This is a genomic window from Labrenzia sp. C1B70 (genome assembly GCF_000475395.1).
Taxonomy (GTDB): domain Bacteria; phylum Pseudomonadota; class Alphaproteobacteria; order Rhizobiales; family Stappiaceae; genus Roseibium; species Roseibium algicola.
Genome location: NZ_AXCE01000002.1, coordinates 96,663 through 118,645 on the forward strand (window position 1 = coordinate 96,663; position 21,983 = coordinate 118,645).

Consider the following 21,983-nt stretch of genomic DNA (forward strand, 5'->3'; position numbering starts at 1 on the left):
AGCCGGAAAGTCATTGAAAAAATGCAGCTTTTCTGAATTTACGATCGTCTCGCGAACCAGTTATTCAGGACCGGAAAGGTGCCTTGCCGGGGCCTACTCCGGATACCAGAGCTTTGCCTTTTCCGCACCCCGTTCAATGATCACGTGACCGTTGGCAAAGACCCGGTAGCCGTGGCTCCAGTCGCCGTCCGGCCATTTGATTCGCACGTTGGCACGTTCCGCTACACCCAGGCCGAAGTGAACGAAGCCCATCTGGCCGGAGGCATGACCTGCCCCTACCTGGATGTCCTTCACCACGGTCCGGTTTCCCGTCTTCACGCTGATCTTGGCACCCACTGCGCGGGAGTTGGGTTTGCCCGGCTGGCGCACGTCCACAGCCAGCCAGTTGCCGAGCTGTTTCGGTTCTTCTGCCGTGCCCTGTCCGGTATTGCGGAACAGGCTCACCGGTCCCGATCGGTTGACGACAACCAGATCCACCAGTCCGTCGGCGTTGAAATCCGCCAGACCCGCCCCGCGTCCGCGCCGGTTCAGCGCAATCCCGGCGGTGTCGCCGGTTTCCACAAAGCGGCCGTCCCATTGGCCGAGCAAGAGATTGTCCGGGTCATAGGCCGCGAAGTCGGGCATGGCTTCCACATTGCCCTTGGCAATGAAGAGGTCCCAGAGCCCGTCATTGTTGACGTCCTGAAACTCGGAATGCCATCCGGTTGAGGGTTTCAGGTCTTCGCCCGCATAGGGCCGGTGCGCGGTAACGCCGAGGTCGAAGGCAATGTCCTGATAGACCGGCACGGTCTCGTCCGATTCCGGGTCAAGCTTCTGCAGCTTGGTGTCGCCCATGCTGGTGAGCGCATACTCGGGAAAACCGTCCACATCCAGGTCGATGGACGCAATGCCCATGCCCCAGATCTTCAGGTGTTGCCAGCCATCGGACTTGCGATAGGGGCGAGGAGGCCTGCCGGGCGCAATGGCCCAGAGCTGCTCCTCGCCACCGCGGTAATATTGCCGGTCGTTCGAGATCCTGAGTGCCGGTTCGCCGGAGCGGTTCCAGTCGGTGAACAGCATCGACAAGCTGCAATATCCCGGCGACAGGCGCGTTGCTTCCGCGTAGAGCGGGCTGCCGTCTTGCGCCTTTTCCGGCCGGAACAGGAAGTTGTCGTGACAGGTGCCCCAGGGCGAACCGGGGGCAGAACGATCGACATAATTGCCAAAGGCAAGCGTTGGATAATCGAGCCCTGGTTCGTAGGTGGCGGAAAAGGAAGTGCTCCATTCGCGGCCGCCGTCGAAGCCAAGGGCCCGGTTGGAAACCTCGAAGGTACAGGCGCCCTTGCCTTCCAGGATCAGGTTTTCACCCAGGCGCAGTACCACGAGATCCAGGATGTCGTCGTTGTTGATGTCGAGCGGATAGGCGCCGAGCACGCCGGTGGCCTGTTTCTCGTTGAGGCCGGTTTCCACCGCGGTGAATTTCAGCGGTCCTGCCACACGGCTTTCGTTGCGAAAAAGCTGCGCCGGGTTCTTGCCGCCGGCAAAGAACAGATCCGGCTTGCGGTCGCCATCGCAATCGAAGATCGCGGTGCCGCCGCCAACGAAGAATTCCCACGCACCGTCATAGGAATGTTCGATGCCCGCAGCCGAAGCCTCTTCCACAAACGAGGGGACGGGCGCAACGGAAACCTGACGGGTGTCGTCTGCCAGAGCTGGGGCCGCAAGGCTTACGCTCAACAGCGCACCGGATACGGAAAGGCTGATAGGCTTCATTCCGCGATCTCCAGGCTGCGCAGGAAGGCGATGATCGTCTGCTGCTCGGTTTCCGTCAGACCTGCATAGGCCTTGCGGCTGTCGGAAGCAGCGCCGCCATGGGCCAGGATCGCTTCTTCCAGCGTCGTGATATCGCCCCGGTGCCCATAGGGCGCCGTGCTGCCGATGCCCCAGAGTTCGGACGTGATGAAAACGTCGCGCGCAACAAAGCGTTGGGCCAGCAGTTCATTACCGAAGGTGTCATTGGCCGCATCGGCAATCGTGTGGCGCTTCAGGTCGCCGTAAAGGGGAACCAGCACCCGGCCCTGGTCATCGCGCGGCAGGGCCTTCACCCAGTCCAGCGTGCCGAGGTCAAGTTCGAGCGGTGCCTTCACGTCGCTCTGGCGCAGGGTACCGGCGGTGTCGAACGGGCCGGGATCCTGAAAGATGAGGCTTTCGAGCGGCAATTCGGGAATGTGGCACGAGCTGCAGCCAATGGTGCCGAAAAGCGCTTCTCCCTTTGCCGCCGCCTGCTGCCAGACATCCGGCAGATCCTGTTTTCGGGTGGGCGCGGGAAGGGTTGCCTGGAAAGCGACCAGCGCCGAGATCTGACCTGGCGAAATTTCGCCCGTATGGCCATCACCGTCGAAGTCGTCCGATCCTGTCCATTCGGCGCCGAACCGCTCGACCGCCTGTATGCCATGATGATCGTTGGTGGCGTTCACGCTGAACTGGCGAAGCGACGCAAAGACACCCTTCTGGCTGAAAGGTCGCAAGGTCAGGTCGTCGTCGATACCCTCGAGACGGGAAACGTCCAGTGTCCCGTCAGGAAAGGCGGTCAACTTGCCGAAGGAGACGCCTTTTGTTTCCAGACTGACAGTTTCTTCCTGACCGCTTTTCCGCACCCTGGCCAGCAGATCCGTCCGCTGGCTGCGCAGGTCCGTGGTCATTTCCCGGGCAAGCAATTCGATCAGCCCGGCTCCCTGAAGCGCGACCGTGTTGCGCTCGTTGGAAAACTGGGGATCCGTGGTGTCGAAGTCGGCGCTTTCGAAGCCTTCGGACACGAACACGTTTGCTGTGAACGCACCGGAACCACCGATCACAGGCTCATTGTGGCAGGAAGAGCAGGAATTGGCGTCCATTCCAGCAAGACGCTGGAACGCCTGCGGTGCCTTGCGGCGCACTTTTGTCGGCACGATAGCTCGTGTCGCGTCCGGCCGGCCTGCGCCATCCAGTGTGGTGAACTTGGCCTTGAACAGCTCTTCTCCAAGCGGCCGCAGCACGGTGATCGCATCTTCGCCCGATTGCGCCAGGGCGTCGATATCGACGTCTTCCTTGATGGCCCGTTCGCTCCAGGGTGCGGGATCGGCAAGTGCTGATGCAGGCAGGGTGATGCCGAGGACGAGAGCAGAGACTGCGAGCCGGGATTTGCCTGTCATGCCGTCGCCTCCTTGCGGTCAAGCCGGGCTATGCGACCCGAGGGCGGAGTTGCATTTCCAAGAAAATCCTTGTCGAGACGTTCCATCGACTGGGCGATCAGGCCGCTGCGAATGAAGTCCTCATTCCACGGCATCACGTCCAGGGAGAAATTGTTCCTGAGATCGGAAACAAGAGCCTCTTCCAGCCCTTCCCACATGCCTTTTTCCATGAAGGAGAAGGCACGCATCGCAGCGCCGGTCAGCACCACGCGCTTGGGGTCGATCATCGCAATCACCCGGGCAAGACCATAGCCCAGAACCCGGCCCGCATCGTGAAACGCGTTGCAGGCGTCCTTGTCTCCCGAGCCGGCCAGTTCGATCAGCCGGGCAAGGCCGCTGACGCCCGCCTTGATGGTGCCCGGATCGGTGTTCTCCGGCAGATGAGAGGCAGCCCGCACCAGCGCGTAATCGGAAAGATATGCCTCAAGGCAGCCTTTCTTTCCGCATCGGCAGAGCGCCCCGCCGGGCAGATGGTTGGCATGGCCGAACTCGGCGGCCGTGCCGCTTGCTCCCGAAAACAGCCGGTTGTCGAGGTAAAGCCCCATGCCGACACCGTAATCGAGCATGATCACGGCAAATGTCCCGCTGTACTTGTTCGGGTCCGACCAGTGCAGCGCTTCGGTGATCATGTTGGTGTCGTTGGAAATGTAGCAATCCGCCCCGAAGGCTTCGTGCAATGGACCGACGACAGGGATCTTGCGCCCGGCAAAGGCGGGGCTCCAGGCAACGACGCCGGTTTCCGTTTCGACGACACCCTGTGCGGCAACGCCGATTTCCCGAACCCGTGACGGGCCGATGCCGGCCTCGTCGAGGAACTGCCTGATCGCAGTGATCAGGGTTTCGGGAAAGCTGTCGGCATCATCGGTGGCGCTGTCAAAATGGCTGCGCCTGTCGCACACCACCTCGCCGGCGAAATTCACCAGCGACAGGTCGATGTTGTTGACCGACAGACGGACGCCAACCGTATAGACCGCGTCCGGCTTGAGCTTCAAAAGGGTGCGTGGCCGTCCACGCGCCTGGTGTGTTTTGGGCTCCTCGCTCTCCAGGCTCAGGATCAATCCCTGGTCCAGAAGATCGGAGGTGATGGCCGTCACCGTCGCGGGGCTCAGCCGTGTCATCTGGCCGAGATCTATCCGCGCCATAGGGCCGTTCCGGCGCAGGGCCTGTAGAACAATACTTCTGTTTTGCCGCCGGATCTGATCCCGGTCCGCCTTGCGTGTCATGCTCGCTCAGCTCTTCCCAAGGTGTTTCCTCTGTCCCGGGTTTCTCCCGGTTTTCCTGCTTCTCACCGGGTGTGTCAAACCCCGCGGAACAGTGTTTTGCAAAACCATGTTGACAGGAGCAGCGCTTTCCTGCAACTTTTTTTCGGGCACCAAAAAAAATAACAATAAGGCTGTCCTTTCTGAAGGCGCCTCGAAAAGGCGCTTCGACACTGACGCATTTCAGGCACATCCGTCCGACGTGGGATGCGCCAACTGGAGGAAACATCGCAATGCGTAAAATCACCACTTTGCTGGCGGGCGCTCTGCTGTCCGCGACCGCACTGAACCTGGCCCACGCAGAAGACGTCATTGTCGGCGTGAGCTGGTCCAACTTCCAGGAAGAACGCTGGAAGACTGACGAAGCCGCCATCAAGGGCGCCCTTGAGGCAGCCGGCGCGACTTACATTTCCGCCGACGCGCAGAGCTCGTCCGCAAAACAGCTTTCCGACGTTGAGGCACTGATCGCACAAGGCGCGACTGCCCTCATCATCCTGGCGCAGGATTCCCAGGCAATCGGCCCGGCCGTGCAGGCTGCTGCCGACGAAGGCATCCCGGTTGTCGGCTACGACCGCCTGATCGATGATCCGCGCGCCTTCTACCTGACCTTCGACAACGTCGAAGTTGGCCGCATGCAGGCTCGCGCCGTTCTGGCTGCCGCGCCGAAGGGCAACTACGTCATGATCAAGGGCTCCCCGACCGACCCGAACGCGGACTTCCTCCGCGGTGGTCAGCAGGAAGTCCTGCAGTCCGCAATCGATGCGGGTGACATCACGATCGTTGGCGAAGCCTACACCGACGGCTGGCTGCCGGCGAACGCACAGCGCAACATGGAACAGATCCTGACCGCCAACGACAACAAGGTCGACGCGGTTGTTGCTTCCAACGACGGTACGGCCGGCGGTGTTGTGGCCGCTCTGACCGCACAAGGCATGGACGGCATTCCGGTGTCAGGTCAGGACGGCGACCATGCCGCTCTGAACCGTGTTGCAAAGGGCACGCAGACGGTTTCCGTCTGGAAGGACGCTCGTGAACTCGGCAAGGCCGCCGGTGAAATCGCCGTCAGCCTGGCCAGTGGCACCGAGATGGGCGGCGTCGATGGCGCAGCTGCCTGGACGTCTCCGTCCGGCACCGAGCTGACCGCCAAGTTCCTGGCACCGCTTCCGGTCACCAAGGACAACCTGACCGCGGTCGTCGATGCAGGCTGGATCTCCAAGGATGATCTGTGCCAGGGCGTCGAGAACGGCCCGGCTCCCTGTAACTAATAACACTACGCTTAATGTGCGGCCCCGGTTACTGTTAACCGGGGCCGTAATAACAGGGACAGCTGCTGCGAAAGCCGCTCCCCGGGATGGGCCACCCGATGCGTAAGCGTAATGGTCTCCAAGCAGGAGTAACCTCTATGTCTGACACCGCACTGTCAGGGCCCAAAAGCCCGACAGCACGAAACTTGTTTGCCGCATTGCAGCTGGACACACGGCTTCTCGGCATGATCGGGGCGTTCATCGTCCTGTGCCTGGTGTTCAATGTGATTACGGATGGCCGGTTCCTGACGCCGCGCAACATCTTCAACCTGACGATCCAGACCGTGTCCGTTGCCATCATGGCCACCGGTATGGTGTTCGTTATCGTCACCCGCCACATCGATCTGTCCGTCGGCTCCGTTCTGGCGACCGTTGCGGCCGTCATGGCGGTTGTCCAGACCGATGTCCTGCCGCCGCTGCTCGGCCTCGGCAATCCGGCTATCTGGATCCTGGCCATTCTGGCCGGTGTGGTTGTTGGTGTGCTGATCGGTGCCTTCCAGGGCTGGATGGTCGGTTATCTCGGCATTCCGGCCTTCATCGTGACGCTTGGTGGCCTCCTGGTCTGGCGCAACGTTGCCTGGTTCATCACCTCCGGTCAGACGATCGGCCCGCTCGATGAAACCTTCACCATGATCGGCGGTATCGGCGGCACCATGGGCGAAACGGGATCGTGGATCTTCGGCGTTCTGGCCGTCGCCGTTGCGTTGTGGATGCAGGTCTCCTCGCGCCGCCGCAAGGCTGCACATGGGTTCCCGGTCAAACCCGGCTGGGCGGAAGTCACCATGGGTGTCATCACGACCGGGGCAATTCTCGGGTTCGTCTGGGTGCTGAATGCCTATGACATTCCCACCGCCCGTCTTGAGCGGATCTTCGAGGCCCGGGGCGAAACCATGCCGGAAGGCCTGGTCATGGGCTACGGCATTCCCTACTCGGTGCTGCTTCTGATCGTGGTTACCGTCGTCATGACCATCGTCGCACGCCGCACCCGTCTCGGACGCTACATCTTCGCAACCGGCGGAAATCCGGATGCTGCGGAGCTCTCCGGCATCAACACCAGGTTCCTGACCGTCAAGGTGTTTGCCATCATGGGCGGCCTCAGCGCGCTCGCAGCCGCTGTCGCGGCCGCACGCCTCGGCTTTTCGACCAACGACATCGGCACGCTGGACGAACTCAGGGTCATCGCCGCGGCAGTGATCGGCGGCACCGCGCTTGCCGGCGGTGTTGGCACGATCTACGGCGCCATCCTGGGCGCGCTGATCATGCAGTCATTGCAGTCGGGCATGGCCATGGTGGGCGTCGACGCCCCGCTGCAGAATATCGTCGTGGGCACCGTGCTCGTCATCGCCGTCCTCGTCGACATCATCTATCGCAAGCGCACGGGAGACTGAGACATGGACGCGCCTCTCGTAGAAATGAAAGACATGTGCATCTCCTTCGGCGGGGTGCAGGCCGTGGATCATGTCTCTGTCGATCTTTACCCGGGTGAAGTCGTGGGTCTGCTTGGCCACAACGGTGCCGGCAAGTCGACCCTGATCAAGATCCTTTCCGGTGCCTACAAGGCCGACAGCGGCGAAATCCGCATCAACGGCAAGGAAGTGCACATTCACTCGCCGCGCGACGCGCGGGCGCAGAACATCGAGACCATCTACCAGACGCTTGCTCTGGCTGATAATCTCGATGCCGCGTCCAACCTGTTCCTCGGCCGTGAACTGACCTCGCCGCTCGGCTTTGTCGACGACGATGCCATGGAAGCGGAAACCCGCAAGATCATGGGCCGGCTCAACCCGAACTTCAAAAAGTTCCATGCGCCGGTGAAAGCCCTGTCGGGTGGTCAGCGCCAGTCGGTGGCCATTGCCCGCGCGGTCTATTTCAATGCCAAGATCCTGATCATGGACGAACCGACCGCCGCGCTTGGCGTGCATGAAACGCAGATGGTGGCTGAACTCATCCAGGAACTGAAGAAACAAGGCCTTGGCATCTTCCTGATCAGCCACGACATCCACGACGTCTTCCAGCTTTGCGACCGTATCGCGGTCATGAAGAACGGTCAGCTTGTCGGCACCGCCCGCACGACCGACGTCACTGATGACGACGTGCTTGGCATGATCATTCTGGGTAAATGCCCGGAAGGGGCGATCCCGGGTCCAGGTGCTCTTGTGGACGATACAGTGGTCGGATAAACCGACTGGACCCGCGGGCTCTTGCCCGCGGGGCTTCCTCATGGTTTGAACAGATGGCCTGGCCCTGTTCGGACGGTGTGGACCCTCATGCCGACACCCGGTCACGGGCCATCGGCATTCTTTTTGATTGTTTTTGAGGAACGCACCTCATGTATATCGGCCTCGATATCGGTACCAGTTCGGTCAAAGCCATTCTTCTTGGTGAGGACCAGTCCCTGATTGCATCGGCAACCGCGGAGTTGACGGTCCAGCGTCCCCATCCGGGCTGGTCGGAACAGGACCCGGACAGCTGGTGGCGGGCTTGCGAAACCGTTCTGGACGCGCTCAAGGCGGAAGCGCCGAAGGCCATGGCCGCGGTGCGTGGCATCGGCTTGTCCGGCCATATGCACGGCGCCACGCTTCTGGATGCCGCCGGTAAGCCGCTGCGCCCCTGCATCCTGTGGAACGACGGCAGGTCGGGCAAGCAGTGCTCGGAACTGGAAGCGGCCGAGCCGAAATTCCTGACGCTCGGCGGCAACCGGGTGATGCCGGGCTTCACCGCGCCGAAGCTGCAGTGGGTGCGCGAGAACGAGCCGGAAATCTTCGCCAGAACCACCATGGTTCTGCTGCCCAAGGACTATGTCCGTTTCAAGCTGACGGGCGAGTACGTCGGCGAAATGTCGGATGCCGCCGGAACGCTCTGGCTGGATGTCGCCAGACGCGACTGGAGCGAGGCGCTTCTGGCCGCAACGGGCCTCACCCGTGAGAACATGCCGCGCCTTGTCGAAGGGTCCGAAAGCTCGGGCACACTCAAGGCGGATCTTTGTGGCCGCTGGGGTTTCGACGCCGCTCCGGTGGTGGCCGGCGGCGGCGGCGACAATGCCGCATCTGCCTGCGGTGTCGGTGCGGTCGATCCTGGTTCGGCCTTTGTCTCGCTCGGGACCTCCGGCGTGCTGTTCGTGACCAACGACCGCTTCTCGCCCAACGTCGACAGCGCGGTTCACGCCTTTTGCCATGCCGTGCCGGACACCTGGCACCAGATGGGGGTGATCCTTTCGGCAACCGACAGCCTCAACTGGCTCGCAAAGGTACTGAAGCGCAATCCGGGTGAACTCACCGGTCTGGTTGGCAATGTGGAAGGGCCTTCGCCCGTTTCCTTCATGCCTTATCTCGGCGGCGAACGGACGCCGCACAACGACGTCGACATCCGCGCCGGCTTCTTCGGCATTTCCCACGGAACCGACGATGCCGAACTCTGCCACGCGGTACTCGACGGTGTCGCCTTCGCGCTGAAGGACTGCCTGGAAGCGCTCAGCGTTGCCGGCACCGGGATCGAACGCGTTCTGGCGGTCGGCGGCGGGTCTCGCTCGACGGTCTGGCTGGAGATCATCGCCAGCCTGCTCAATGTTCCGGTCGACGTTCCGGTGGATGGCGACTTCGGCGGCTCGCTTGGCGCAGCCAGGCTCGGCCAGGCCGCCGCGCTCGGTAGCACCGAGGGCATTTTCACCAAGCCGGCCCTCAAGGCCAGCATCGATCCGGTGCCGGCCCTCACACAAAGATATGCCGAAGGCTACGAGCGCTGGCGCAAGCTTTATCCGGCGCTCAAACAAGCCGGCTTTTAGGAAACATATTCAAGGAGATGACAACATGAGCACTGGGTTCTTCGGCGATCTTCAGCCGATCCAATACACCGGGCCGGCAAGCACCGAGCCGCTGAGCTATCGCCACTACAACAAGGACGAGGTCGTCCTCGGCAAACGCATGGAAGACCATCTGCGTCTTGCCGTGTGTTACTGGCACAGCTTCTGCTGGCCGGGCTCCGATCCGTTCGGCGGCGAAACCTTCAACCGGTCCTGGATGGCGGCTGGCGGCGATCCGATGGAACAGGCCAAACTGAAGGCGGACGTTGCCTTCGAGATGTTCCAGATCCTGGGCATGCCGTTCTTCACTTTCCATGACCGCGACGTCGCGCCGGAAGGCCGGACGCTTGCCGAAAGCAATGCCAACGTGAACGCGATTGCCGACATCTTCGAAAAGAAGATGGCCGACACCGGCATCAAGCTCCTTTGGGGCACGGCCAACATGTTCTCCAACCGCCGCTTCATGGGCGGTGCGGCCACCAATCCGGATCCGGACGTCTTCGCCTATGCCGCCGCACAGGTGAAGAACGCAATGGACGTCACCTATCGCCTCGGTGGTGAAAACTATGTGCTCTGGGGTGGCCGCGAAGGTTACGAGACCCTGCTCAACACCAACATCAAACAGGAGCTGGACCAGTTCGGCCGCTTCCTCAACATGGTGGTCGAGTACAAGCACAAGATCGGCTTCAAGGGCACGATCCTGATCGAGCCGAAGCCGCAGGAGCCGTCCAAGCACCAGTACGACTACGACGTCGCCACCGTCTATGGGTTCCTGAAGGCCTATGGGCTGGAAAACGACGTCAAGATGAACATCGAGCAGGGCCACGCCATTCTGGCTGGCCACTCGTTCGAGCACGAGCTGCACATGGCCCGTTCGCTCGGCATCTTCGGGTCCGTCGACATGAACCGCAACGACTATCAGTGCGGCTGGGATACCGACCACTTCGGCATGAACGTGCCGGAACTGGCGCTCGCCTACTACGAGATTCTGATGGCTGGCGGCTTCACCACCGGCGGCACCAACTTCGACGCCAAGCTGCGTCGCCAGTCACTCGACCCGGTCGATCTGATCCAGGCGCACGTCGGCTCAGCCGACGCAATTGCCCGCGGTCTGAAGGCCGCGGCAGCGATGATCGAGGACGGCCGACTGAAGGGCTTCGTCGATGACCGTTATGCCGGCTGGCAGAAGCCGGAAAACGCCGACATCCTCAAGGGTGGTTCCTCGCTCGAGACATTGGCCGAGCGCGTCCACAAGGCCGACCTGGAACCGCAGCCGAAATCCGGCAAGCAGGAATACCTGGAAAGCCTGGTCAACCTGTTCGTTTGAGGACTGCCTGCACACAAGAACGGAGGTCACGGGCACCGTGACCTCCTTAATTCGGCTGACCGCTTGGCTGGCAGACTGCCTCAGCTGCGCATTTCCGATGAAGTCCCTTGTTTCGTGTCCTTGTTGCGCCTGCAGCGTTCGGAGCAATGGCGCACCTCTTCCCAGTCACGCGCCCATTTTCGACGCCAGGTGAAGGGGCGTCCGCAAGTGGCACAGAGCTTTACCGGCAGATCCTCTTTCTTGCGCATTTTCATGAGTTTGGCCCGAAAAGGTCTGCCTGATCGGGATTGACCCGCGGTTTCCTGCCGCGACGGGCTTTCTCCTGGCCGCGCATTGCAATCCCGCTTTTCCGGCTGCCGTGTTTCGATTGGATATCTGCCGCTGCCCCGCGGAATGCTTGCCCCTTCCGTACAGCCCAGACCTTGTCCCGCGCCTCGCGCGCCGCCTCGAGATAATCGACGACCGGGAAGGGATAGCATTTGCCCAGAACCTTGCTCGCGTTATCTGCCTTCCAGGGTTCGTGAACATGCGCGGTCGGAATGTCCTTCAGCTCCGGCACCCACCGTCTAACGAACAGACCCTGCGGGTCCTGATCGAGACCCTGCTTCACCGGATTGTAGATCCGGATGGTGTTGATCCCGGTGGTTCCCGATTGCATCTGCACCTGCGGCCAGTGAATGCCGGGTTCATAATCGGTGAATAGCCGCGCCAGATGCAGGCCCGGTGCTCGCCAGTCCAGCCACAGATGATAGCTGGCAACTGCCATCAGCATTGCCCGCATTCGAAAATTCATCCATCCGGTGGCCGCGAGTGCCCGCATGCAGGCATCGACAAAGGGCAGGCCCGTCTCCCCTTTCTGCCAGGCTTCAAGCCGTTCTCGGTCAGGCTGGGCCGGTCGAAGACCCTCGTAGGCGGGGTGCAGGTTGCGGAACTCCAGAGAGGGCTCGTCTTCAAGTTTCTGCATGAAATGGCAGTGCCAGTGAAGACGGCCCGAAAAGGACCGCATGGCTGCCTGCCATGTGCTGCGGCCGGGAAACTCCGAACCCTTCAGATCGCGCTGGCGGCTCCAGGTCGCCTGGGTTACCTCGCGCAGCGACAGCGAACCGAATGCCAGATATGGCGAAAGCCGGGAGCAGGCATCGAAGGCCTTGACCGGCGTCGCCATGGCAGCCCGATAAGGCTTGCCGCGCTGAAACAGGAAGCTGTGCAAAGTTGACTGTGCAGGGGACCGCCCGCCGCGCTGCCGGTTCGGGCAATGGTCGTTGGGCAAACCCAGTTCCGATGCTGCTGGAGGCTTGCCGAGATCGATACCGGGATTGCTTTCGGTAAGCGGCGACAAGCGGGGTGGATCGACAGGCGCTTCTGCCATGAAGCGGTCCCAATGCGCGGCCCAGCCGTCCCGTGTTTGAAGGCGTCGAATTACGCCGGTTTGCCGGCACTCCGTCCAGGGAATTCCCTGAGCCCTGCACCAGGCGGCAACACGCTTGTCCCGGGCAAACGTCCAGTCGTTTCCCGTCTCTTCATGTGACCAGAGCCCGGCAACTCCGTTTGATCGCAAGAAGGCACCGAGAACCTCGGTAACCTCGCCCGTGCGGATGACCAGCGGCTGGCCAACCGCTGCCAGGTCTCGTCTCAATTCGGAAAGGCATTCCAGCAAAAACGCATAGTGGCGTCCGGCCATGTCAGGCTGTTGCCAGAGGTCGGGTTCGATGACGTAGAGCGGCAGTACCGGACCGTGAAGGCTTGCCCGTTTGAGCGCTGCATTGTCCTCAATCCTCAGGTCCTTCTTGAACCAGACGATCTGGATGGTTTTCGTCACGACATTCTGTTCCCGTCCAGGAAGGCGTTCTTCCTTGATACGCGTGAACAGGGCGTTGGATTTGTGCCGGAAGCGTTTGTCAGAACCGGTTGAAGATCTGTGCGCCGTCCGGGTCTGACAGGTTGTGCAGGCGGTGTGCGGCATGGCGGGCGAAGCGATGGGTTACCGATTTCCGGGTGGCTGCCGCCAGCTTGTGTTCCGGTGCTTCGCGCAGGATCTCCGCCCCGAAGCCGTCGGAAACAATCAGCCCGGCCTCCTCGGGAAAGATCTCCAGCGGGACGTCCGGATGCGTTGCGAAATAGAGCCGGTCGCAATGAAGGCGGTAGTCCGGCCACTTGGTATCCGCCCGGAAATCGGCAATCGAGGATTTGACCTCGACTATCCAGAGCTCATGTTTCGGCCCAAGCGCCAGAAGGTCCGCTCGCCGGGCGGAGGCAAGGGTGACTTCCGGCAGGCAGGCGAAATCGAGTTGTCGCAACAGCCGCGCGGCCCCGCGCCAGACCTTCAGTGCGGTTTCCGACTGACGTCCGTCCTTGAGCGGGTCATCCAGCTGAATCCGCCCCGCTAGTGGCTGATGATCGGGTTCCATGCGCATTTTGTTCCACATTTGTTCGTTTTTTGCAAGTTTTGCCGTTGGCGACATTGACCTTTCCTGCCAACTTGCGCGATGTTTCGGCGCATCGGATAATCCGGTTGGATCTTGTCACTCCGGGAGGGGGTAGCGGTTGAACGGTTTCACACGAAATGCCTTGTTGGGCGTTGCACTGGCGTTTGCGTGCGGGCCTGCGCTTGCAGGCAAGGGAGACCTGATGTTCCAGGTGCCGAAATCCGCACCCCTTTTGCAAGGGCGGGCACTGGATCTGCGTTTTGCGGATTTCGCGCAAGGCATATGGGTGCGGGAACTGCAGGATTGTCCGGCTCCGCGGATCGACCGTAGCGCACCTGGCTCGACGCTGGCCATCTACCGCGGCCTTCTGGAAACCCCGGGGCGCATCTGCCAGGTCTATGGGGCTGAAAAGAGCGGCAAGATGACCCAGCGTGCGGCCATCAATTGCCTGCTGACGGATGGCGGCGAGGCGATCGAACTGGTCACCGTTCAGCCTCGCGGCACCGAAGGGCTCATGGTTCAGGAAGGCGAGAAGCCGCCGGTCCATTTCCGCTTCTGCGAGAAGATCGTGCCGATCCTCCAGTCGTCAAACAGCAACTGACGCCCTTTTGCCGGTTGGTTTGGGGGCGAGCAGCTCTCGCCTCAAGCGCCTGACAGCAAAAATGCCTCATCCTGAGGAGCGGTGGATCAGACAGAAATGCGGTAACAACCGGTTCGACCCTCTCACAGCAAAATAGCCGGAGCCGGATCAGATCTCCGGCCCGCTCCACAGGTTCGATTTCGCGGTCTTCTTCGGCGTGCGGCTTTCCGAGATATGCGCCGTCAGCGGGTCGAGCGTGCAAAGGGCGTCATACTGGCTGAGGAACACCTGCCCGCTCAAATGCTTCAGGAAATCGGTCCGCTTCAGTCGGTCCATCACCGGTCCCTTCACCTCCGAAAGGTGGAAGGAAACACCGGAATCCGACAGGCGGTGGTTGATTTCCTCAAGGCTCTCCAGGGCACTGGCGTCGATCTCGTTCACGGCCGGGCACATCAGCACCACGTGTTCGATATCGGGCTTTTCGGCCACCAGTGCATAGATCCGGTCTTCCAGAAACCGCGAATTGGCAAAGAACAGGCTTTCATCGACCCGTAGCGTCAGCACCCGGTCACCCGTCACCACGGCGTGCCGGTCAACATTGCGGAAGTGCTCGGTTCCCGGCACGACGCCGACAATTGCCATATGTGGCCGGCTGCTGCGGTAGAGGTAGAGCGCAATCGACAGGGCAACGCCGGTCACCACGCCCGGCTCGACACCGAAGAACAGGGTGATCAGGATCGTCGCGGCCATGGCCGCGAAATCGCTCTTGGAATAGGCGAAGGTCCGCTTGATCGCGCCGAGATCGACGAGCGACAGCACGGCAACGATGATGGTGGCGGCCAGAGTTGCCTGTGGCAGATGCGTCAGCAGCGGGGTCAGGAACAAGGTGGCCAGCGCAATGCCGACGGCGGTGAAGGCACCAGCCGCCGGGGTCGCTGCCCCGGCATCGAAATTGACGACCGAGCGGGCGAACCCGCCGGTGACCGGATAGCCACCGGAAATGGCGGAGGCAATGTTGGAGGCTCCGAGGCCGATCAGCTCCTGATCCGGCTCGATCCGCTGACGCTTCTTGGCTGCCAGCGTCTGCGCAACGGAAACGGATTCCACAAACCCGATGACCGAAATCAGCAGCGCGGGACCGGCAAGCGCCAGCCACAACTCGCTGTCGAAGGCTGGCAGATGCGGCACCGGCAGGCCGGAGGGAATGTCGCCGACAACACGCACGCCTTTCTCGCCGAGTTGAAAGACGGCGGACAGGATCGTGGTCACCGCTACGGCTGCCACCGGCCCGGCCTTGGTCAGGATATCGGCAAAAAACGGTTTCATTCCCATACCAAGCAGCAGCTTTTTCAGGCCTTTGCGCACCCAGAAGAGGAAAGCCGTGGCCGATACGCCGATTGCGAAGGTGATCCAGTTGATCTCGCCAAGGTGCTGCAGGATGGAGCCCAGGATATCGTAAAGCGTATGCCCGTTCGCCTTGACGCCGAGGATGTGCTTGAGCTGGCTGGACGCAATCAGCAGGCCCGACGCGGTGATGAAGCCGGAAATCACCGGATGGCTCAGGAGGTTCGCCAGGAAGCCGAGCCGGAACAGGCCCATGGCGATCAGCATCAGGCCGGACAGGAAAGCGAGAATGATGGCGGCACCCAGATATTCCGGGGTGCCCTGCCTGGCCAGTTCGCCAACGGCGGAAGCCGTCATCAGCGAGACCACGGCAACCGGCCCGACGGCCAGCGCACGGCTGGTGCCGAACAGGGCGTAGGCGACAAGCGGCAGGATGGATGCATAAAGGCCGACTTCGGGCGGCAAACCAGCCAGAAGCGCGTAAGCAAGAGACTGCGGGATCAGCATGATCGTCACGATCACCGCCGCAACGAGATCGTTTGTCGCCGTTTCCCTGTCATAGCTTTTGCCCCAGTCGAGAATGGGCAGATAGCGCTTTAGGCGGATCATTTTTCTTGGCCTTTGTCGGGGCTGGTAAAAACTCGAGCCGGGAAACCGGCTCGAGTTGCAGGTTGGTACGATGGGCCCGTTTCCCGGACTTTTTATGCTGCCGATACTTTTTCCGGCTTGGCCAGCCATTCCTTGCCGCGCAACATGGCACGCCAGTAAATGGGAGGCAGGATTCGCTCCTTCAGGAGCCATGCGGTGCGCGTTGGCTTGGTCCCGTCCACCAGCCAACGCGGGAAGCTCGGCAACAGCGTTCCACCGTAGCCGAACTCGGCCAGGACGATCTTGCCACGTTCAACGGTGAGCGGGCAGGAGCCGTAGCCGTCATATTGGGCCGTCGCGCTGTGCCCTGCGATATCGGAAACGATGTTTTCCGCGACCACCGGTGCCTGTTTGCGCGCGGCCGCGGCCGTCTTGGCATTCGGTGCGTTCATCACATCGCCGAGCGACCAGATGTTGTCGAAGGTCTTGTGGCGCAGCGTGGACTGGTCGACATCGACCCAGCCGGCGGCATCCGCCAGCGGCGAGACGCGGATGAAATCGGGCGCTGTCTGCGGCGGCGTCACATGCATCATGTCGAACTCGACTTCCACCTGGCGTGGATCCTTTTCCGGTTCCTTCACCTCGAAGACGGCCTTTTTGCCAGGCCCGTCGACGGCAACCAGATTGTGGAAGAAGTTCAGGCCGGCATCGTATCGCTTCACGTAGTCCATTAGCGCAGGCACATAGTCCTTCACGCCGAACAGCACACCGCCGGCATTCATGAACTGGATGTCGATCTTGTCCAGAGTGCCGGACTTAAGCCAGTGGTCTGCCGAAAGATACATGGCCTTTTGCGGCGCACCGGCACATTTGATCGGCATGGGCGGCTGGGTGAACAGCGCCCGTCCAGCCTTCATGGTCTGCACCAGGTGCCAGGTGTAGGGGGCCATGTCGTATCGATAGTTGGACGTCACGCCGTTCTTGCCGAGCGTGTCGACAAGGCCTTCGACCTTGTGCCAGTCGAGCTTCAGGCCCGGGCAGACCACCAGCCGTCCGTATTTGACCACACGGCAGCCGTCCAGAACGACGGCATTGTCCTTCGGTTCGAAGGCGGCGACAGCCGACTTGATCCAGTGAACGCCCTTCGGAATGAGGGAGCCCATGGTCTTGGCGGTGTCCGAAGCCTCGAAGATGCCGCCGCCGACCATCGTCCAGCCGGGCTGGTAGTAGTGAACGTCTGCCGGATCGATGATGGCGATTTCCAGGTCCGACTTGCGGGAAAGCAGACTGGAGGCCACCGAGATGCCGGCCGCGCCACCGCCCACGATGACGACGTCGAAACGCGCATCCTCGGCAGTTTCGGTCGGTGTGCGGCCGCCGTTGGCAATGCGCCGCACCACGCCAGCCATGTCGTAGCCGGCGGCCTTGGTTTTGGAGAGGATGTCGGAGAGCGGCAGCTTTTCGGCCTGCGACAACGACCAGAGCGTTGCCGAGCGCGTACCGGTCCGGCAATAGGCCAGGATCGGTTTCGGCAGGCTTTCCATCAATCGTCCGAACTCTTCGGCATCCGTATCGCCCACCTTGCCGGCAACGATGGGCAGATACCGCGCTTCCATACCGAGCTTGCCGGCAGCCGCTTCGATTTCCTCGAACGAGGGCTGGTCGGCACCTTCCCCGTCGGGGCGATTGCAGATCACCGAGCGAAAGCCCTGTTGTGCAAAGTCGGCCATGTCCTCGGGTTTTACCTGGGGAGCTACCGATATCTGGGAATTGATTGCTTTCATGGGTCCTGTCCGCCTCCTCCCGGCGATGAAGTCTCGACCGATTTTCTGCAGACGCCTCCCCGCGTGGATACACGGGGGTCAGCCGTCTGCTCCGGTTCTGCTAGAGGGGCCGTTCAATGGCCTCGATCAGAGGCCGTTGACCGGCACTTTCAGGAAGGTCTTGCCGCTTTCATCCGCGGGCGGCAGCTTGCCGGCGCGCATGTTTACCTGCAGCGAGGGGATGATCAGCTTCGGCATGTCGAGCTGGGCATCGCGTTCCGTGCGGAACTTGACGAATTCTTCTTTCGTCTTGCCGCCACCGACGTGGATGTTGTGTTCCTTCTCGGCACCCACCGTGGTCTCCCACTGGATGTCGCGGCCGTTCGGCCCATAGTCGTGGCACATGAACAGGCGCATGTCGTCCGGCAGGGCCAGCACCTTCTGGATGCTGTCGTAAAGCGTTGCCGCATCACCGCCCGGGAAATCGGCACGGGCCGAGCCACCGTCGGGCATGAACAGCGTATCGCCGACAAAGGCGGCATCGCCCATCACATGCACCATGCACGCCGGAGTGTGGCCGGGCGTATACATGGCAAAGGCGGTCAGCTCGCCGATCTGATAGACGTCCCCGTCACGGAACAGGCGGTCGAACTGGCTGCCGTCGCGCTGGAACTCCGTGCCTTCGTTGAACACCTTGCCGAAGGTTTCCTGGACGACGGTGATCTTGTCGCCGATGCCCAGCTTGCCGCCCAGTTTCTGCTGGATATACGGCGCTGCCGACAGGTGATCGGCATGAACATGTGTCTCGATCAGCCATTCCAGCTTGAGATCCTTCTCGCGGATATAGGCGATGATCTGATCGGCATGGTCATAGGTGATGCGGCCAGCGGCGTAGTCGATATCCATCACGCTGTCGACAACGGCGCAGGCGTTGGAAGCCGGGTCCTTGACCACGTAGCTGATCGTGTTGGTGGCCGGATCGAAAAAGGGTGTGACGTCAGGTTTGACACCCATGTCGACCGGATAGTTTGAGTTGCTCATAACAATCTCCCGTTTGTTTTTGCCGGCCGAGCCGGGTCAGGCTTTTGCGGGTTGCTGGCGATGGCCGAGGGCGATCATCCATCTTGCGGTCAAGATGCCGGCAACGATAGCACCGGCGGTCAGCATAGGCTCCATGCCCAGACCCAGCACCGGAACGAGACCACCCGGACAGAAACCGCTCAGGCCCCAGCCGATGCCGAAAACCGCGGAGCCGCCGATCAGTTTGGCGTCGAGATCGGTTCTCGAAGGCAGGTTGAAGCCCTGTGCCAGCAGCGGCGTGTTCATCCGGAAGACCAGACGATAGCCGATGGCCGTCACAAGCAGCGCACCGCCCATCACGAAGGCAAGGCTCGGGTCCCAGGTGCCGGCCACATCGAAGAAGTTCAGGACCTTGGCAGGGTCGCCCATGCCCGAGATCAGGATGCCGCAGCCGAAGAGGAGGCCAATGGCAAAAGCGGAAAGAAGTTTCATGCCGTTATCCTCCAAAGACGTGGCGGGTCAGGTAGACGGTCACACCCGCGGTTGCCATGAACGTGACGGTTGCCACGATGGACCGTGCCGACAGGCGCGAGATGCCGCAGACACCATGGCCGCTCGTGCAGCCGGAACCATAGGTCGTGCCGATACCGGTCAGAAAACCGCCGACCACCAGCAGCAGCGGTGAGGACGGCACGGTGATTTCCGGCAGCTGCCCGGTTACGCCAAGCATGATCAGCGGGCTGGCGACCATGCCGGCCAGAAAGGCGGCGCGCCAGGCCCAGTCCTGGTTGAACTGCGTGGTCAGAAAGCCGCTGGCAATGCCGTTGATGCCGGCAATGCGCCCGAGCACGGCCATCAGGGCAACCGTGGCAACGCCGATCAGCGTTCCACCCAGGAAACTCATAAGGGGTGTAAAGTCAGTCATGATGTGCCCTTGATTACGATATATTCAAATATATGAATATACGAAAAAAGTATCAAGGGGTAATTTTCGATCGCGCTTCCGGGACCGGGGAGCGGACACGCGAAAAACAAACTCGACCATTGGTGCCTAACCCGCTGGAATAACGGCATCTTTCGGCGTGAAGCGAAGCCTTGATCCGAATATGTCTCACAAGAGAATGGCGGCCCATTAGGACATTTTTGGGACCGCGTTGTGTGGAGGCTCAACAGATCAACCGTCTCTAAACCAGCGCAAGGGGCTGGTCCGGAACGTGTTGCAGGCACCAGACCCGAACTGCTGCGATGGCGAGATTACTGAGCCTGCGGTGCAGCCACGGGCGTATCTTTGGCAGGCACCCCGGACGCAGCCGGAGGTACCGGACCATAGCTGAAGCCGAGCACGACTTCCGTCCCGTCCGCTCGCTTTCGCGTTATCGCGCCAGGCAGCAGATGGGCCGGATTATCGGTCGGGTCCGGAGTTTCGATATCCGTTTTTGGACCGGAGAACTCGCCCATCGGGCGCAGGATATCCTCATGTACCACGCTGCCGAGGTAAAGCGGATGCAGGCTGCCCGCTTGCAGGATGGCATAGCGGCTCGGCCAGAGCCGCAGCACCCAGCGTCCGCTTTTGTCTGCGTCGGCGGAATGATCCTTGCGGATGAGAACGAGAGACGGTTGGCGACCGTTCTGGCTTCGGGGCAGGATCGGCAGGGAATCCGGCGGTGTCTTGCCTTCCACGAACCCGCCTGCACTCGAGAGGGACCATTTTGGCGGTTTCTGCCAGCCATCGGCTTCTGCTGCCTGGGCAAAGCGGTCCAGGGACCCGGTGTACTGGATCACCAGAGGTTCCTCGGTATCGCCATTCAGTTCGATCCGCTCAGCAGGCAATGCCCGCCAACCGCCTGCAAGCCAGCCCGTTGCTGTCAGAGCTTCGGTGTTGGTGCGCGGCTCGTAGATCTGAAGTGCCTTGTCATAGGTACCTGAAAGGTGCCAGGTGCCGAAGATGCCGAGTGTAGCAACGACGATGACGGCAAGTGTCGTCCGGCCGATCTTCTCGTTGTGGATCGGGCCGAACACGAAGGCGAAGGCCGAAACCATACCAATGCCGAACAACAGTCCGGCCAGGACGTCCGACATCCAGTGGGCGCCAAGGTAGACACGCGAAAAGCCGATGGTAATGACCAGTGTCGCGGTGATGGTGAAAATGCTGGCCTTGGCCCAACGGCTGAGATCGTGGGCGATCAACACGGCGCAAATGCCGTAGAGCACCGCGTTCAGCGTCGCATGGCCACTGGGGAAACTGTAGGCGTCGGCACCCGCATAAAGTTCGATCGGCCGCGAGCGATGCAGCATCAGCTTGAACAGGGGCACGAACATGGCGGTGCCGGCCATCGCGATGACGAAGCCGATGCCGCGTCGCCAGGCTTTCCTCAGGAACAGATAGGCGGCAACCGCAACTGTGACGGCGGTAACGACGATCCCGTCGCCGAGCGATGTCACGAACACCATGATCCGGTCGCCGACCGGCGTGCGCAGGCTGTCGAACAGGTTCAGGATGGCAAGGTCGGCCCGCACCATCGGTTCGCCGGGGGCGATTTCTCCGACGATCCAGAAGAAGGCCGGCAAGGAAATCAGCAGGATCAGCGCGGAGGCCAGCATGCCTGCCGAGCGTGGATGCGCGGGGTCGAAATTGCGCGCAATCCATTGGGATACCCGGTCCTGACGCCTGGCGAAGCGTTTGACGATGGCCGCATGGGTGTTGGGAAACAGCGGCAGGACAATCAGGATAAGCCAGCGGCCGAGCATCACCGCCAGGAAGACGATGACCAGGAGAGCGCCGAGCACCAGGGCCAGCCGTCCGCTGATCTGGCCGATGGCATCAAGTGCAGAACCTGCAATGATACCGGGGGCAATATGCACGATCGTCCAGGCGAAGGCGGAGGTGACGTTGACCACCGAAAAGCGGGTGAAATTCATGCCGGCCATGCCGGCGATGCCTGGAACCACCGATTTTACACCAGGCACGAAGCGGCCGATGAAGACGCTCTTGCCGCCGTGTTTCTTGAAGAAATTCTCGCCGCTTTCCACAATGTCCGCATATTTGTTCAGCGGCCACATGGTCTTGATCTTGTCCTTGAAGGTGTAGCCGATCCAGTAGGAGATCGCATCGCCTGCGGTCGCTCCCAGGGTCGTCCAGATGAACAGCGGCACGGGATCCAGCTTGCCGAGCCCGACAAGCGTTCCGGCGCCAACCAGCACCACCGTCGTCGGCACGAAAAGGCCGATCAGGAACAGCGCTTCGCCCATGGCGGCCAGAAAACAGATCAGACCTGCCAGGGACGGGTTTTCCGCGATGAAGGTCAGAACAGGATCAAGAAATTCGGTCACGGGGTCGGTCGTGTTGGTCGAGAAAAGTGAAAAA

Annotated in this window: 18 protein-coding genes; 6 read left to right on the top strand and 12 right to left on the bottom strand. The window is 61.4% G+C overall.

The genetic code is table 11. The features are described 5' to 3' along the window. Positions 1-93: 93 nt before the first annotated feature. Genes Q666_RS35175 through Q666_RS35185 form a run of 3 tightly spaced genes read right to left on the bottom strand, consistent with a single transcriptional unit; the run spans position 94 to position 4,351 of the window. Complete coding sequence (locus Q666_RS35175) at positions 94-1,752, bottom strand: CRTAC1 family protein (RefSeq protein WP_022999253.1); 1,659 nt, start codon at positions 1,750-1,752, stop codon at positions 94-96. Beyond that, positions 1,749-3,170: a di-heme oxidoredictase family protein gene (locus Q666_RS35180; protein WP_022999252.1), complete on the bottom strand. Its 1,422-nt coding sequence runs from the start codon at positions 3,168-3,170 to the stop codon at positions 1,749-1,751. The genes Q666_RS35175 and Q666_RS35180 overlap by 4 nt, the downstream gene beginning before the upstream one ends. After that, positions 3,167-4,351: an ROK family protein gene (locus Q666_RS35185; RefSeq protein ID WP_208993821.1), complete on the bottom strand. Its 1,185-nt coding sequence runs from the start codon at positions 4,349-4,351 to the stop codon at positions 3,167-3,169. Before Q666_RS35185 ends, Q666_RS35180 begins: the two co-directional genes overlap by 4 nt. Before the next feature lie 350 nt (positions 4,352-4,701). Here Q666_RS35185 and xylF point away from each other — a divergent pair, with 350 nt between their 5' ends. The 5 genes from xylF (at position 4,702) to xylA (ending at position 10,898) form a co-directional block, all read left to right on the top strand. Then, positions 4,702-5,733 carry a D-xylose ABC transporter substrate-binding protein gene (gene xylF / locus Q666_RS35190; protein WP_022999249.1) on the top strand — a complete coding sequence of 344 codons (1,032 nt, stop codon included), beginning with the start codon at positions 4,702-4,704 and terminating at the stop codon, positions 5,731-5,733. Positions 5,734-5,870: 137 nt separating this feature from the next. Continuing rightward, a complete protein-coding gene (locus Q666_RS35195) occupies positions 5,871-7,160 on the top strand; it encodes a sugar ABC transporter permease (RefSeq protein WP_031268746.1) in 1,290 nt (429 codons plus the stop codon). A 24-nt stretch (positions 7,161-7,184) separates the two neighbouring features. Next, positions 7,185-7,952 (top strand): ATP-binding cassette domain-containing protein, encoded by a 768-nt coding sequence (locus Q666_RS35200; RefSeq protein WP_006939086.1) that lies wholly within the window; start codon positions 7,185-7,187, stop codon positions 7,950-7,952. Positions 7,953-8,101: 149 nt separating this feature from the next. After that, on the top strand, positions 8,102-9,553 hold the full coding sequence (xylB, locus tag Q666_RS35205; RefSeq protein WP_022999246.1) for a xylulokinase: 1,452 nt from the start codon (positions 8,102-8,104) through the stop codon (positions 9,551-9,553). Between the two features lie 25 nt (positions 9,554-9,578). After that, complete coding sequence (gene xylA / locus Q666_RS35210; RefSeq protein WP_022999245.1) at positions 9,579-10,898, top strand: xylose isomerase; 1,320 nt, start codon at positions 9,579-9,581, stop codon at positions 10,896-10,898. 80 nt (positions 10,899-10,978) lie between these two features. On the opposite strand, the gene Q666_RS65395 is transcribed toward xylA, so the two are convergent. The 3 genes from Q666_RS65395 to Q666_RS35220 form a co-directional block, all read right to left on the bottom strand. Next, positions 10,979-11,146 carry a DUF2256 domain-containing protein gene (locus Q666_RS65395; protein WP_208993827.1) on the bottom strand — a complete coding sequence of 56 codons (168 nt, stop codon included), beginning with the start codon at positions 11,144-11,146 and terminating at the stop codon, positions 10,979-10,981. Between the two features lie 2 nt (positions 11,147-11,148). After that, on the bottom strand, positions 11,149-12,717 hold the full coding sequence (locus Q666_RS35215) for a deoxyribodipyrimidine photo-lyase (protein ID WP_031268745.1): 1,569 nt from the start codon (positions 12,715-12,717) through the stop codon (positions 11,149-11,151). Between the two features lie 79 nt (positions 12,718-12,796). Continuing rightward, positions 12,797-13,306 (bottom strand): MmcB family DNA repair protein, encoded by a 510-nt coding sequence (locus Q666_RS35220; RefSeq protein ID WP_031268744.1) that lies wholly within the window; start codon positions 13,304-13,306, stop codon positions 12,797-12,799. Positions 13,307-13,442: 136 nt separating this feature from the next. Between Q666_RS35220 and Q666_RS35225 the strand changes: the two genes are divergently transcribed. Continuing rightward, on the top strand, positions 13,443-13,925 hold the full coding sequence (locus tag Q666_RS35225; protein WP_031268743.1) for a hypothetical protein: 483 nt from the start codon (positions 13,443-13,445) through the stop codon (positions 13,923-13,925). A 147-nt stretch (positions 13,926-14,072) separates the two neighbouring features. On the opposite strand, the gene sulP is transcribed toward Q666_RS35225, so the two are convergent. The 6 genes from sulP to Q666_RS35255 all read right to left on the bottom strand — a co-directional run bounded on the left by sulP (position 14,073) and on the right by Q666_RS35255 (position 21,949). After that, positions 14,073-15,857, bottom strand: a complete 1,785-nt coding sequence (gene sulP / locus Q666_RS35230; protein WP_022999241.1) for a sulfate permease — start codon at positions 15,855-15,857, stop codon at positions 14,073-14,075. A 92-nt stretch (positions 15,858-15,949) separates the two neighbouring features. Then, positions 15,950-17,620 (bottom strand): bifunctional protein tyrosine phosphatase family protein/NAD(P)/FAD-dependent oxidoreductase, encoded by a 1,671-nt coding sequence (locus tag Q666_RS35235; protein ID WP_022999240.1) that lies wholly within the window; start codon positions 17,618-17,620, stop codon positions 15,950-15,952. Between the two features lie 126 nt (positions 17,621-17,746). After that, positions 17,747-18,640: an MBL fold metallo-hydrolase gene (locus Q666_RS35240; protein ID WP_022999239.1), complete on the bottom strand. Its 894-nt coding sequence runs from the start codon at positions 18,638-18,640 to the stop codon at positions 17,747-17,749. A 36-nt stretch (positions 18,641-18,676) separates the two neighbouring features. Then, complete coding sequence (locus tag Q666_RS35245; protein ID WP_022999238.1) at positions 18,677-19,111, bottom strand: DUF6691 family protein; 435 nt, start codon at positions 19,109-19,111, stop codon at positions 18,677-18,679. Between the two features lie 4 nt (positions 19,112-19,115). Beyond that, positions 19,116-19,544 (bottom strand): YeeE/YedE family protein, encoded by a 429-nt coding sequence (locus tag Q666_RS35250; RefSeq protein WP_031268741.1) that lies wholly within the window; start codon positions 19,542-19,544, stop codon positions 19,116-19,118. Positions 19,545-19,873: 329 nt separating this feature from the next. Continuing rightward, positions 19,874-21,949, bottom strand: coding sequence for a bifunctional DedA family/phosphatase PAP2 family protein (locus Q666_RS35255; protein WP_022999236.1), 2,076 nt, complete (start codon positions 21,947-21,949; stop codon positions 19,874-19,876). Positions 21,950-21,983 lie beyond the last annotated feature (34 nt).

Excerpts from the sequence above, each read along its gene's own strand:
- Q666_RS35200 (WP_006939086.1), top strand. The coding sequence starts at position 7,185 with ATGAAAGACATGTGCATCTCCTTCGGCGGGGTGCAGGCCGTGGATCAT.
- Q666_RS65395 (WP_208993827.1), bottom strand. The coding sequence starts at position 11,146 with ATGCGCAAGAAAGAGGATCTGCCGGTAAAGCTCTGTGCCACTTGCGGA.
- Q666_RS35175 (WP_022999253.1), bottom strand. The coding sequence starts at position 1,752 with ATGAAGCCTATCAGCCTTTCCGTATCCGGTGCGCTGTTGAGCGTAAGC.
- Q666_RS35245 (WP_022999238.1), bottom strand. The coding sequence starts at position 19,111 with ATGAAACTTCTTTCCGCTTTTGCCATTGGCCTCCTCTTCGGCTGCGGC.
- Q666_RS35180 (WP_022999252.1), bottom strand. The coding sequence starts at position 3,170 with ATGACAGGCAAATCCCGGCTCGCAGTCTCTGCTCTCGTCCTCGGCATC.
- xylB (WP_022999246.1), top strand. The coding sequence starts at position 8,102 with ATGTATATCGGCCTCGATATCGGTACCAGTTCGGTCAAAGCCATTCTT.
- Q666_RS35240 (WP_022999239.1), bottom strand. The coding sequence starts at position 18,640 with ATGAGCAACTCAAACTATCCGGTCGACATGGGTGTCAAACCTGACGTC.
- xylF (WP_022999249.1), top strand. The coding sequence starts at position 4,702 with ATGCGTAAAATCACCACTTTGCTGGCGGGCGCTCTGCTGTCCGCGACC.
- Q666_RS35195 (WP_031268746.1), top strand. The coding sequence starts at position 5,871 with ATGTCTGACACCGCACTGTCAGGGCCCAAAAGCCCGACAGCACGAAAC.
- Q666_RS35235 (WP_022999240.1), bottom strand. The coding sequence starts at position 17,620 with ATGAAAGCAATCAATTCCCAGATATCGGTAGCTCCCCAGGTAAAACCC.
- Q666_RS35185 (WP_208993821.1), bottom strand. The coding sequence starts at position 4,351 with ATGGCGCGGATAGATCTCGGCCAGATGACACGGCTGAGCCCCGCGACG.
- Q666_RS35220 (WP_031268744.1), bottom strand. The coding sequence starts at position 13,306 with ATGGAACCCGATCATCAGCCACTAGCGGGGCGGATTCAGCTGGATGAC.
- Q666_RS35250 (WP_031268741.1), bottom strand. The coding sequence starts at position 19,544 with ATGACTGACTTTACACCCCTTATGAGTTTCCTGGGTGGAACGCTGATC.
- sulP (WP_022999241.1), bottom strand. The coding sequence starts at position 15,857 with ATGATCCGCCTAAAGCGCTATCTGCCCATTCTCGACTGGGGCAAAAGC.
- xylA (WP_022999245.1), top strand. The coding sequence starts at position 9,579 with ATGAGCACTGGGTTCTTCGGCGATCTTCAGCCGATCCAATACACCGGG.